Below are 12,128 nucleotides of genomic sequence, written 5' to 3' on the forward strand. Positions count from 1 at the left end.
CGTGCCGGGTAACTGCGGCGCTGCGTCGGCCGTCATGAACAAGATCGACTCAGTGCTTGAACAAGATCACTCGACGGCGGACGCGGCTTGAACAAGGCGGCCGGTGAACACGTCGGGCGCCGGGGTTGAACAGGCAGCTACGAGGTTGCACAGGCCGTGAACACCGGTGGCACGCCGGTTGATTGCCCGCATCGAGGGCCGTCATCGCGACCTCGGCCGAGCACGCTGTGTTCACCTGAAACAAGATCATCAGTGTTCGCGATGTGTTCAACCTGCCTGGTGGCCGTAGGTGCTGCGCAGGCGCTGGCCGAGATGGGTGACGCCGGGCGGACCCTCGCCGCGCGGCTGCATCCATATGTGGCCGGGTCGTTCGCCGGGCTGTTCGACGGGCCGACCACCACCGCCCCGGAAGGGCACCTGGTGGTGTACGCGATCAAGGACCTGCCGGACGAGCTAAAACCGGTGGGCACCCTGCTGACCTTGGATGCGAGCTGGCGCAAGGTCGCGAGCTCCTCGCCGGATGTGCGCCGGATGGTGCTGGTCGATGAGGCGTGGCTGATGCTGCGCGCCGGGCTCGGTGAGATGTTCCTGTTCCGCCTGGCCAAGTCCGCTCGCAAGTACGGGGCCGGATTGACCGTGGTCACCCAGGACGCCGCCGACGTGCTGGGCACCGAGGTCGGCCGGGCCGTGGTGTCCAACGCGGCCACGCAGGTGCTGCTGCGGCAAGCCCCGCAAGCCATCCACGCCGTCGCGGAGGCGTTCGGGCTCACCGAGGGTGAGAAGACGTTCCTGCTGTCCGCGGCACGCGGAGATGCCCTCTTGGCCTGCGGAAACAGCCGGGTCGCTTTCCCAGCGTCGCCGACGACGACGAGCATCAACTCGTCGTCGATGGCCTGGAGTTCGCCGCTTCTCAGCGAGATTGTGAAGGAATTCCGGGATGTTTGAGCGCTGGTGGGGGTGCGTCGGGGTCGGGGCGCTGCGGCGCCGGCACCACGAGCAGCAGTCCGAGCAGATGTGGTGCCTGACCCTGGCCACCAACGCCGACGGCTACCGGCCCAACGCCCGGCCGCCGCCGCACCCGTCGACTGATCCCCGCTCACCCGGCGTGCCCACAGGGACGTAGCGACCAGATTCTCGCTTCACCGATAAGTCACTACAGCGGGCGATACCGTATTTGGAGGGATCGTCTCAGAGGTCTCTGACGTGTCGATGGATGGTGACCGCTTCACCGGACACGACCCGATGTGCGGTCTTGGTTGGTGGCTCATGGTTGCGATATCGGATTCCACCCGGATCGAGGCCTACCGGGTCGACCTAGGCGCGATCATCGACTCCTCCGATGACGGCATCATCGCCATCACCAGTTCTGGTCGGATCGCCCACTGCAACCGGGCGGCAGCGCTGCTGTACGGCTATCGCGGGCCCGATCTGGTCGGCGTCGACGCGCAGGTGCTCGTTCCGCCGGAGCTGCAGGAAGCGGAATCTGTCATCCTGCGACGCGTCGCGGCAGGTGAGACTCTCGGGAGTCACCGCACGCACCGGCTGCGCCGTGATGGGGCCGTGGTGCCCGTGGTGTTGACCTTCTCGCCGATCTTCGACTTCGCCGGCGCCGTCGTCGGAGCTGCCGTTATCGCGCACCAGGTCGGCGAACCACAGAACGTCCGCGATGACGCCGACACGCATGAGGTGGTGAACCGCAGCGGACAACCTGCCGACGATGCCGGCCACCGCGACCAGGAGGTGCAGGACCGGCGGTTTCAGACTCACATCGACGCCGAATACGCTAGTGAACGCTTGGAAGTCTCCAACGCCCAGGACCGGTTCGAGGTCGTCATGGGTGACGAACGCGCCCAGGAGAGAGTCCAGGTCGAGCAGGCTCAGGACCGGTTCCAACTCCGGATGGGAGAGGAACGCGCCCAGGAGAGAGTCCAGGTCGAGCAGGCTCAGGACCGGTTCCAACTCCGGATGGGAGAGGAACGCGCCCAGGAGAAGGTCCAGGTGCAGCAGGCTCAGGACCGGTTCCAACTGCGGATGAGTGAGGAACGCGCCCAGGAGAGGATCCAGGTCGAGCAGGCCCAGGACCAGTTCCAACTGCGGATGGGAGAGGAACGCACCCAGGCTCGAGCCGACCGCGAGCGTCTGCAGGCCCAGCTGCACCAGGGCCAGCGCCTGGAGATTCTGGGGCAACTCGCCGGTGGAGTCGCTCACGACTTCAACAATCTCCTCGGCGTGATCCTGAACTACGCCGCGTTCGTCGCCGAGGAACTCGCCGCCGAACCGGAACAGCGTCTGCAGGCGGCCGGCCGTGACGTCGGGCAGATCCAGCGGGCCGCGGAACGGGCCGCCGAGCTGACCCACCAACTGCTCGCCTTCGCCCGCCGGGAAGTCGTCCAACCACGGCCGCTCGACCTCAACCACGTCGTCGTGGACGTAGGGATTCTGCTGCGTCGCACGATGGGCGACGACATCGATCTGTCCACGAACCTGGCCCCGGAGCTGTGGCTCGTGCTGGCCGACGCCGGCCAGATCGAGCAGATCCTGGTCAACCTCGCGGTCAACGCGCGTGACGCGATGAGCGATGGTGGGACGTTGAGCATCGGCACCGCCAACGTCGTCATCGACACCCACACCGACCCGTTGCTCCAGGCCGGCCGTTACGTGCGGCTGCGAGTCAGTGATACCGGCGCCGGCATGTCGGCCGAGGTCATCGAACACGCCTTCGAACCGTTCTTCACCACCAAACGCGACGGTGGGGGCACCGGGCTGGGCCTGTCGACCGTGTACGGCATCGTCGCCCAGTCGGGAGGCACGGTCACCATCCACTCACAACCCGGCACCGGCACCACGTTCACCATCCTGATCCCCGTGACCACCGAAACCGCCGCCCCAGCCGATGACCCGCTGCCCTATGAGCGCACCCCGGCCGGCGAGACGGTCCTCATCGTCGAGGACCAGCAGGCGCTGCGCGAGGTCACCGAACGCATCTTCACCCGCGGCGGCTACCACACCATCACCGCAGCGAACGGCGCCGAAGCCGTCACCCTCGCCACCCAGTACGACGGCGACATCCACCTGCTGCTCACCGATGTCGTCATGCCCAACATGCTCGGAAAGGAAGTCGCCGAGAAGATCCGTCAGGCCAGACCCGACATCGAAGTCCTTTTCATGTCCGGGTACGCCCAGCCGGTCCTGGCCTCACAAGGCCGACTCGAACCCGACGTCAACCTCATCGAAAAGCCCTTCTCCGCAGCGGCGATCATCGAGAAGGCCGGGCGCCTCCTCAGCGGCCAATGACCCCGTTGCTGTGGCGACGTGCTCACGGGATCTTCGCCTCGATCCAGCCAAGCGGTCTGACTGCTCAGCATCAAGTCCCTGAAGTCGGTATAAAGTATAAAATTAGTTCGAGCCGTTTGGTTGCCTCAGAGCTTCCTGGCCGCTCGCTATCTATCCCCTAGACCCTGGGATGGCTGAGGTGTCCAGCCGACCGAGTGGGTGCCGTGGCGTTCACGGCCCGGGAGGGGTCTCGTTGTTCAGGGTCTTGGTGGTTGATGACGAGCCGGACTTGCGCTACATCCTGCGGCGGATCTTCGAGCGGGCCGGCCATGAGGTGGCGGACGCCGGTCATGGGGCTGCCGCGTTGGAGGCCGTGCACCGGTCGCTGCCGGACCTGATGGTGACCGACATGATGATGCCGGTGATGGGCGGGGCCGAACTCATCCGCCGGCTGCGCGCCGATCCGGCCACCGCACTCCTTCCGATACTCGCCGTGACCGGCGACGCCCACCTCGCAAGGGGCGCCGACGCGGTGCTGAGTAAGCCCTGGAAATCGCGACAGCTGCTGGCCGCGGCGACCGAACTCATGGCACAGAAGGCGGACCGAACGTGAAACGACTGGCAACTGGTGTCCCCGGACTAGACGTCGTGCTCGGCGGCGGGCTCGAGCCCGGTTCGGTCACGGTGCTCGCCGGCGCCCCTGGCACCGGTAAGACGATCCTGGCCCAGCAGATGTGCTTCGCCAACGCCACACCGCAGAGCCGGGCCGTGTACTACACAACCCTGTCGGAGCCGCACTCCAAACTCGTCCGGCACCTGGACCCGTTCGACTTCTTCGACCCCGAAGCGTTGGGCCCACGGGTGGAGTACCTGCACCTGGGCGATCTCATCCGCGACGACCGGCCCGGCCGGATGGGACCCCTGGTCGACGAGGTGGCACGCAAGGCGATGGACGAACATCCCGCCCTGGTGGTGATCGACAGCTCGAAGGCGTTGCGGGACTTCACCGGCGAACGCGAGCTGCGGATGGCGTTTTACGACCTGACCAGCCGCCTCGCGCACACTGACGCCGCGCTGCTACTGCTCGGCGAGTACACCCCCGCCGAGATGGCCGCCGGGGTCGAGTTCTCCCTGGCCGACACCATCATCCACCTCGCGTACGAGCCCCGGGAGCCGATCGACCGGCGCTGGCTGCGGGTCGTGAAGATGCGCGGCACCCACCACTTGGAAGGCAAGCACACCTTCCGCATCAGCCCCATCGGGTTCGAGGTGTTCCCCCGCATCGAGACCCTCGACACCGGTCCGGCGAAAGAGGTCACCGGACGAATCCCCAGCGGGATTCCCGGCCTCGACGACCTCACGGGCGGTGGGATCGGCGCCGGCGAAGCCACCGTCATCCTGGGGCCTTCCGGGGTCGGCAAGACCATCGCCGGGCTGCGCTTCGTCGCGGAGGGCATCGTCCATGGCGAAGGCTGCCTCTACGTCACCTTCCAGGACACCGCCGATCAACTCGTCAAGATGGCAGCGACGTTCCACTGGGATCTGGGCGCCGCCCGCGAGAAGGGACACCTGGTGTTCCACCACGTGCCGCTCGGCGAACTGGACCTGGACCTGCTCGCCGCCCGCATCCGTCAAGAACTCGCCCAGGGCCCAATCCGCCGCGTCGTGATCGACAGCCTCGCCGAGATGGTCTTCGCCGCCCGCGAATCCGACCGGTTCCCCGCCTACGCCCGCAGCCTGACCGGCCTGATCCGCGCCGCCGGCGCCACCCTGGTCATCACCAGCGAAACCACCACGCTGGGGCCCAGCCCGGAACCCATCGGCGGAGTCACGTTCCTGTTCCACAACGTGATCCTGCTGCGCTACATCGAGATGAACTCCTCTACCGGCCGGGCGCTGAACATCGCGAAGATGCGCAACAGCGACCACAGCAAAGACGTCTGCTGCTTCACCATCGGCGCAGACGGCCTCGTGGTCGGCCGTCGCCTGGAATCAGTCACCGGGGTCCTCGGCTGGAGCGCGCTACGAACCCCCACCCTCACATCCTGAAACCGAACGGTGTCCATCGGATGCCAGTCGGCAACGACGCAGGCCGGGCGTTGGGGCAACGTCGCGTTCTGTCGCTGGGCGTTGGGGAAACCGGCGTTCTCTGCCCCCTGATTCCTGCAATGCCGGGGGTTGGGAAGCATTGATGTTCTCTGCTTTGTGGGGCGACAGGCTGGTTGCTGTCGGGTCTCGCGTGGTGGAGGAGGAAGTATGCGTAAGGGAAGACTTTTGGTTGGGCTTGTTGTGGCGGCGCTGGCTGCTGGTGATCGAGGCCGGTGACCCGGTCCTTCAGCAGGTAGCCGATCGCGCTGGACCGGCCGTCGATGCTGAGCAGGCGCTCGGCGAGGGTGGCGTCGCAGTGGGCGCTGAGCACCGCGAAGGCGATGCCGGGGCGGTCGCGGCGGATCCGCTCCGCGGCCCGGCTGCCCTCGTCGGTGAAGCCCGGCGGCAACCGGATGTCCAGCAGCACCAGCCGCCTTAGCCATTCGGTGTGATTGGCGGGACCGGCTTTGTCACCGGGTGGGCGAGGCGGCGGATTCGGCGGTACTGGTTCTGGGCTTCTCGGATGTCCGAATAGTTGATGGAGAAGCGGTCGTACCAATTGCCGCTGCCCGGTGGGCGCTCGGTGTGGTGCTGGCGGAACGTGTACTTGTCGCCCCAGTGGGTCACGTCCACGCGGTCTCTGATCGGGAGCCGGGACTCCTCCACCAGGAAGACCCGGACGCCGGCCTCGAAGTGCTCGTTGATCATGTTGACCAGCTCGGCCGACCAGTAGTCCCAGATGAAGATGCGCTCGATCACCACGTCTTCGGTGTCGCGGCGGGCGGCCAGGGCGCGCTTCTGCTCGGTCCAATAGTGGCGGCCGTCGGGGTGCAGATAGAACGCCAGGTCGGTGCGGGTCAGGCTGGTCGTGAAGAGGCTGAGGTCCGAGGTGTTCAGCAGGCGCACCTTGAGGCTCGGGTCGAAGGAGTCGACCAGCAGGACGCCCTTGGACAGCTCGGCCAGGTCCTCGCGCACCTCGAAGATCAGGCGCAGCGCCTCGTCCTCGACCGCGGTGCCGCCGAACTTCCCGACCACCGCGCGCGCCGACTTTGACATGTCCAGCAGCGCCCGGCCATAGCTCGCGCCCTCGGCGATGGTCATCAGCAGCTCACCCAGCCGGTCCGAATCGGACAGCTGCCGGGTCAGCCGCTGCTCCAGGGCGTCCGTGCGGGCGCGCAGCTCGGCCAGAGTGGACTCGGACCGGTCGCGCACCTCGGTCAGGTGGGTCTCGGCGCGGGACTGCACCTCGACCAGGATCGTGATGCAGAGGCCGATCAGGAAGACGAGCAGCGACAGCACGACGGTGCTGAAGATGTCGCCGTCGGTGGCGACCAGCGACAGATATGCGGACAGCAGGGTCAGGAAGACGTTCAGCGCCGTGGTGACAATGAAGCCGGTACGTCGTTGCGAAGGCACAAGCGCACCCCGAGTCGTGACTGGTTGACGGCAGTCTATAAAGATTCGCCAAGGTGCCGGGGGACACCGCCGGCCACCCAGGTGCTGATCACCGTGGCGGCCTGGTCGGCGACCTCGTGCCCGGCCGGGCGGGTGACCAGGTCGGTCAGCGCGAACATGTCGAAGACCCGTCCGATGTGGGCCCAGTCGTCGACCAGCGGCAGATCGGTGAACCCGGAGGCGAAGCCGGACGCGAACGCGGCCAGGAAGCCGGGCGGGTAGTCGGCGCCGAAGCGGGCCATGTTGGCCGCGTCCGCATAGGGCGAGCCCGAGTAGCTGAACTCCCAGTCCAGCAGCGCGTCCACCCGCCAGCCGTCGCTCGTGTGGGTGACCAGGATGTTCTTCGGGTTGACGTCGCCGTGGGCCAGCCTCGCCTGATCCTCGACGGCGGCCAGCGCCGGGGCCTCCGACGCGCACAGCGCGGCCCACGCGCGCAGGGTGCCGGTGTCCAGACGGGACGGCGGGACCTTGTCGATGCTGCTCGCCGCGAAGCCGGGCAGCTGGGCCGCCCACGGTGGCTGCGGGCCGACGCCCAGGTCGGGGCCGGTGAAGAAGCCGGGCCGGTCCAGGTGCACCGTCGCCACGCCGGCCACCGCACGGCCGACCGCGGCGCCCAGGCCGGCCAGGTCGGGTGCGGGGGATGCCAGCACCTCGCTCAGCGGCGTGCCGGGCACGTACTCGATGATCATGGGTTTGATCGAGAGGACGGCCGGGACCGGGCCGGGGGCGCGCGCCATGACGGCGGCCTCGATGGCCGGGTCGCCGCCGCCGAAGCGCGCGACGACCGGGCCGCCGGTCAGCGTGACCAGCCAGGTCGAGTGGGAGAAGCCGCCGGCCAGCGCCGTCGCCGCGAGCACCTCCTGGTCGAGGGCCGCGCCGACGGATCGGATCTCGGGGGAGAACATTCAGCCGGCCAGCCGGGCCAGCTCCTCGTCGATCACCGATGGGTCGAGCTTCTTGAACACCGGCTTCGGGGCGTCCAGCGGCGTGCCGGCCACCAGCGGCACCGACTTCCAGCGCGCGCCGGTCGTGTAGTCGCCGGTCAGCACCGGGTAGGACGGGCCGCCGTCCAGGTCGTCCACCTCGACGATCGACGGCATCGGGGCGTGCACACCGGACCCGCCGAGCAGCTCGTGCACCTTTTGCGCGGAGTGCGGCAGGAACGGCGTGAGCAGCGTGTTCGCGTCGCTGACGACCTGCAGCGCGACGTGCAGGACGGTGCCCATCCGCGGCTTCTCCTCCGCGGACTTGAGCTTCCAGGGCGCCTGGTCGGACAGATACTTGTTCGCCTCGGCGACGACCTTCATCGCCTCGCCGATGGCCGCCTTCTGCCGGTGCTTGCCGATCAGGTCGCCCACCGTGGCGAAGCCGTTGCGGGCGATGTCCAGCATGCGGAGATCGTCGGAGGTGGGATCTGTGAGCTCGGGGATCGAGCCGAAGTTCTTGGCGGCCATCGAGATCGACCGGTTGACCAGGTTGCCCCAGCCCGCGACCAGCTCGTCGTTGTTGCGCCGGACGAACTCCGCCCAGGTGAAGTCGGTGTCGTTGGACTCCGGTCCGGCCGCCGCGATGAAGTAGCGCAGCGCGTCCGCGTCATAGCGCTCCAGGAAGTCGCGCACATAGATCACCACGCGCCGGGACGAGGAGAACTTGCGGCCCTCCATCGTCAGGTATTCCGAGCTGACCACCTCGGTGGGCAGGTTGAGGCGGCCGTAGGAACCGGGCTCGCCGGCCTTGTCGCCCTCGCCCGAGTAACCCAGCAGGATGGCGGGCCAGATCACCGAGTGGAAGACGATGTTGTCCTTGCCCATGAAGTAATAGGCCAGCGCGTCCTTGCCCTCGCTGTCCGCCGCCCACCACCGGCGCCACGCCTCCGGGTCGCCGGAGCGGCGGGCCCACTCGATGGACGCGGACAGGTAACCGATCACCGCGTCGAACCACACGTAGATCCGCTTGTCGTTGCGGTCGGTGAACTCCTCGAGCGGGATCGGCACACCCCAGTCGAGGTCGCGGGTGATGGCCCGGGGCTGCAGGTCGTCGAGCAGGTTGCGGCTGAATTTGAGGACGTTCGGCCGCCAGTTCTCCCGCTGGTCCAGCCAGGCGCCGATGGCCTGGGCGAAGGCCGGCAGGTCGAGGAAGAAGTGCTCGGTCTCGATGAACTCGGGGATCTCGCCGTTGATCTTCGACCGGGGGTTGATCAGCTGCTCGGGGTCGAGCTGGTTGCCGCAGTTGTCGCACTGGTCGCCGCGGGCGCTGTCGTATCCGCAGATCGGGCAGGTGCCCTCGATGTAACGGTCGGGCAGGGTGCGCCCGGTGGACGGCGAGATCGCGCCCAGGGTGGTCTTGCGGACGATGTACCCGTTCGTCAGCAGCCCGGTGAACATCTCCTGGGTGACCGCGTAGTGGTTGCGCGTCGTGGTGCGGGTGAACAGGTCGTAGGACAGCCCGAGGCCGTGCAGGTCCTCGACGATCACCCGGTTGTAGCGGTCGGCGAGCTCACGCGGCGTGACTCCGTCGGCGTCGGCCTGCACCTGGATCGGGGTGCCGTGCTCGTCCGTGCCGGAGACCATGAGCACGTCGTGACCGGCCATCCGCATGTACCGGCTGAACACGTCGGAGGGCACTCCGAAGCCGGAGACATGACCGATGTGGCGCGGGCCGTTGGCATAGGGCCAGGCGACCGCGGCGAGAACGTGGCTCATGGTTCCCCAGCGTAGTGATAGGCCTCGGACACGTGCGAACGACATAGCAGAGACGGCTTTTGTTGCGACACGCGGCTTTTGTGAGTGATCTCCATGAAGATCTGCCGTCTACTGGGACGGTGACCGGAGACGCGCCGCAACCAGGGGAAACGCCGCGGAACGAGAGCGAGCCGTGGTCCCTCCCCGACCCCAACACCGCCTGGTGGCGGGTGGAGGAGGAGCGCGAGCACCAGGAGGCGCTCGCCGAGGCGGCCGCCGCCCGTCCGCGTCATCCCCGTCGCCGGCCCACGTCCACCACGCCCGCGAACGCGTTGCCGCCGGCCTACGGGGGTTCGGAGCTCGCCTTCGCCCCGGAGGCGCTGGATGCGCACGCGGCGGGCGCTCAGGACACCGCACAGATCCTGGACCGGTCGCCGGAGACGCCACCGGCTCTGCTGGTCGAGGTCGAGCAGGAGCCCCGGATCGAGCTCGCCGAGGCGGTGGCGGCAGCCCAGGCGGTGGTGGCCGGCACGTCCGCCACGGGTTCCGCTCCCTCAGGGGAAGCAGAGCAAGCAGCGGAAGCAGAGCAAGCAGAGCAAGCGGCGGAAGCAGAGCAAGCAGCGCCCGCGCCGATCGAGCGTGATCACCAGCGCCGCCCCCGCGACCGGTACCTGCCACCTGTCGAAGACCGATTCACAACCGATGAGGGGTACGCCGTGAGCGCCGCCGAAGACGCCCGAGCCGACGCACCCGCCGACCCGGTCGCGGAGGTGCCCGCCCGGGAAGAAACCGAACCGCCGGACGCGGGCGAGCGTGCGGACGGCGTACCCGATGTCATGGTCCTGCCCGAACCCGACCGCAACCGGCCCACCGTGGCCCTGCCCGGGCAGGGCGCCGCCGGCCACACCCGCCTCGGCCGGGCGGCCGCCGACGCCCGCCGCGAGCGGATGGAGAACCACCCCTTCTGGCTGAACGAGGAGGAGCGCGCCGCGGCCGGAAACGCCTGGCCGGCCCCGGGTGTGCGGCAGCGCCTGGCCGAGGCGCCGGGCCCGGCCGACGGACGCCGTGGCCAGCCACCGCTGCGCCGGCCGCGCAAGCCCCGCGGACCGGTGGCCGGCCTGCTCGGACTCGTCTCGCTGGCGCTGATCGCGTCGTTCTTCTCGTGGGTGAGCGCGGAACCCTTCTGGCTGGCGGTCGGGCACGGCGATCGCGGCGTGGCGACCGTCGCGCAGTGCACCGGCGAGGGGGTCACGCAGCGCTGCCGGGGGGCGTTCACCTCGGCGGACGGCGGCTTCGCGGTGGAGCGGGTCACGCTGCTCGGCGTCGACGTGGCCGCCCGCGACACCGGCGCGATCACGCCGGCCCGGATGGTCAGCCCGGACAGCACCCAGGCCTTCGCCGGCAACACCGGCTGGATGCTGCAACTGCGCTGGGTGCTCGGCTTCGTGCTGGTAATGCTCTGCGGTTATGGCATCGCGGGGCTGACCGGCGCCCGGCAGCTGGAGACCTCCCGGGCGCGGCGCAACGCCGTGCTGATCAGCCTGGCCGGACCGGTCCTGCTGCTGGCCGGCTTCCTGGCCGCCGCCTATTAGGGTCTGTCTCGTGGATCAACCAGGGCTGCGGCGGGGCCCAGAGCGCGCCTGACAGCGGCCGCGAAACACCCGAATACAACACCGGTATTCGGGCGCCCCGCGCCCGATGCCAGCCACACTCTGGACCTTGCCTCGCACATGGCTGATCCACGAGACAGACCCTAGTTCTGGTGCACCAGGGCATAGACCTCGCGCTTGCGGAGGCCGAACTCGCCGGCCACCGCGGTGATCGCGTCCCGCCGGGAGTCGCCGGCCGCCTCCCGCCGGGCCACCGCCGCGCGCAGGTCCTCGTCGGCCGGCCGCTCGGCCGCCGTCGCCGGGGCGCCGCCGATCACCAGGGTGATCTCGCCGCGCGGGTTGCCGGTGGCGGCCCAGTCGGCCAGTTCGGCGAGCGGCGCCCGGCGGATCTCCTCGTAGGTCTTGGTCAGCTCGCGGCAGACGGCGGCCGGCCGGTCGCCGCCGAACGTCGCGACCAGGTCGGCCAGCGCGTCGGCCACCCGGTGCGGCGCCTCGAAGAGCACCAGCGTGCGCGGCTCGGCGGCCAGTTCGCGCAGTCGCGATCGGCGCCCCGAGCCGGAACGCGGCAGGAAGCCCTCGAAGACGAACCGGTCGCTGGGCAGGCCGGAGAGCGCCAGGGCGGTGGTCACCGCGCTGGGCCCGGGCGCCGCGGTGACCGGGAACCCGGCGTCGAGCGCGGCCCGCACCAGCCGGTAGCCCGGGTCGGACACGCTCGGCATGCCGCCGTCGGTGACCACCGCGACCGTGCGGCCGTCCCGCAGGGCCTCCACCAGTTCCGGGGTACGCCGTTCCTCATTGCCCTCGAAGTACGACACCACCCGCCCGGACAGCGTGATCCCCAGGTCACGGGTGAGCCGGGCCAGGCGCCGGGTGTCCTCGGCCGCGATCACGTCCGCCGAGGCGAGGGCGGTGCGCAACCGCTCCGAGGCGTCGGCGGAGTTGCCCAGAGGGGCGCCGACGAGCACCACAAGTCCGTTGGTCTCTTCCACACCCGGAAGTGCATCACACGCGTCTCGGCAAC

General features: G+C 69.0%; 10 protein-coding genes and 2 pseudogenes. 7 read left to right on the forward strand and 5 right to left on the reverse strand.

All coding sequences use genetic code 11. The annotated features are described in order from the left end of the window. Positions 1-297: 297 nt before the first annotated feature. The 6 genes and pseudogenes from ACZ6TI_RS24805 to ACZ6TI_RS24830 all read left to right on the forward strand — a co-directional run. Positions 298-893, forward strand: a pseudogene (locus ACZ6TI_RS24805) (VirB4 family type IV secretion system protein); the annotation flags it as partial. A 44-nt stretch (positions 894-937) separates the two neighbouring features. Then, complete coding sequence (locus ACZ6TI_RS24810; protein WP_465347799.1) at positions 938-1,123, forward strand: hypothetical protein; 186 nt, start codon at positions 938-940, stop codon at positions 1,121-1,123. Between the two features lie 143 nt (positions 1,124-1,266). Then, positions 1,267-1,593: pseudogene (locus tag ACZ6TI_RS24815) on the forward strand (PAS domain S-box protein); the annotation flags it as partial. Between the two features lie 636 nt (positions 1,594-2,229). Next, positions 2,230-3,294 (forward strand): ATP-binding protein, encoded by a 1,065-nt coding sequence (locus ACZ6TI_RS24820; protein WP_465347787.1) that lies wholly within the window; start codon positions 2,230-2,232, stop codon positions 3,292-3,294. Between the two features lie 247 nt (positions 3,295-3,541). Beyond that, positions 3,542-3,886: a response regulator gene (locus ACZ6TI_RS24825; protein WP_465347517.1), complete on the forward strand. Its 345-nt coding sequence runs from the start codon at positions 3,542-3,544 to the stop codon at positions 3,884-3,886. Next, entirely contained in the window at positions 3,883-5,322 is a 1,440-nt protein-coding gene (locus ACZ6TI_RS24830) for a DUF7125 family protein (RefSeq protein WP_465347518.1), read from the forward strand. Before ACZ6TI_RS24825 ends, ACZ6TI_RS24830 begins: the two co-directional genes overlap by 4 nt. Here ACZ6TI_RS24830 and ACZ6TI_RS24835 read toward each other — a convergent pair. Genes ACZ6TI_RS24835 through metG form a run of 4 tightly spaced genes read right to left on the reverse strand, consistent with a single transcriptional unit; the run spans position 5,312 to position 9,518 of the window. After that, positions 5,312-5,788 (reverse strand): response regulator, encoded by a 477-nt coding sequence (locus ACZ6TI_RS24835; protein WP_465347519.1) that lies wholly within the window; start codon positions 5,786-5,788, stop codon positions 5,312-5,314. The genes ACZ6TI_RS24830 and ACZ6TI_RS24835 overlap by 11 nt on opposite strands. Before the next feature lie 8 nt (positions 5,789-5,796). After that, positions 5,797-6,777, reverse strand: coding sequence for a hypothetical protein (locus ACZ6TI_RS24840; RefSeq protein WP_465347520.1), 981 nt, complete (start codon positions 6,775-6,777; stop codon positions 5,797-5,799). 35 nt (positions 6,778-6,812) lie between these two features. Further along, positions 6,813-7,721 carry a phosphotransferase family protein gene (locus ACZ6TI_RS24845; protein WP_465347521.1) on the reverse strand — a complete coding sequence of 303 codons (909 nt, stop codon included), beginning with the start codon at positions 7,719-7,721 and terminating at the stop codon, positions 6,813-6,815. After that, positions 7,722-9,518, reverse strand: coding sequence for a methionine--tRNA ligase (metG, locus tag ACZ6TI_RS24850; protein ID WP_465347522.1), 1,797 nt, complete (start codon positions 9,516-9,518; stop codon positions 7,722-7,724). A gap of 119 nt (positions 9,519-9,637) precedes the next feature. Between metG and ACZ6TI_RS24855 the strand changes: the two genes are divergently transcribed. Next, positions 9,638-11,089, forward strand: a complete 1,452-nt coding sequence (locus ACZ6TI_RS24855) for a hypothetical protein (RefSeq protein WP_465347523.1) — start codon at positions 9,638-9,640, stop codon at positions 11,087-11,089. 161 nt (positions 11,090-11,250) lie between these two features. Here the strand turns inward: ACZ6TI_RS24855 and rsmI are convergent, their stop codons facing one another. Further along, positions 11,251-12,096, reverse strand: a complete 846-nt coding sequence (gene rsmI / locus ACZ6TI_RS24860; RefSeq protein WP_465347524.1) for a 16S rRNA (cytidine(1402)-2'-O)-methyltransferase — start codon at positions 12,094-12,096, stop codon at positions 11,251-11,253. Positions 12,097-12,128: the final 32 nt, after the last annotated feature.

Source organism: Actinoplanes sp. NPDC051388 (assembly GCF_055586225.1).

What these genes read in the sequence shown, in the direction of transcription:
- ACZ6TI_RS24845 (WP_465347521.1), bottom strand. Translation starts at nt 7,721, where the DNA reads ATGTTCTCCCCCGAGATCCGATCCGTCGGCGCGGCCCTCGACCAGGAG.
- metG (WP_465347522.1), bottom strand. Translation starts at nt 9,518, where the DNA reads ATGAGCCACGTTCTCGCCGCGGTCGCCTGGCCCTATGCCAACGGCCCG.
- ACZ6TI_RS24810 (WP_465347799.1), top strand. Translation starts at nt 938, where the DNA reads ATGTTTGAGCGCTGGTGGGGGTGCGTCGGGGTCGGGGCGCTGCGGCGC.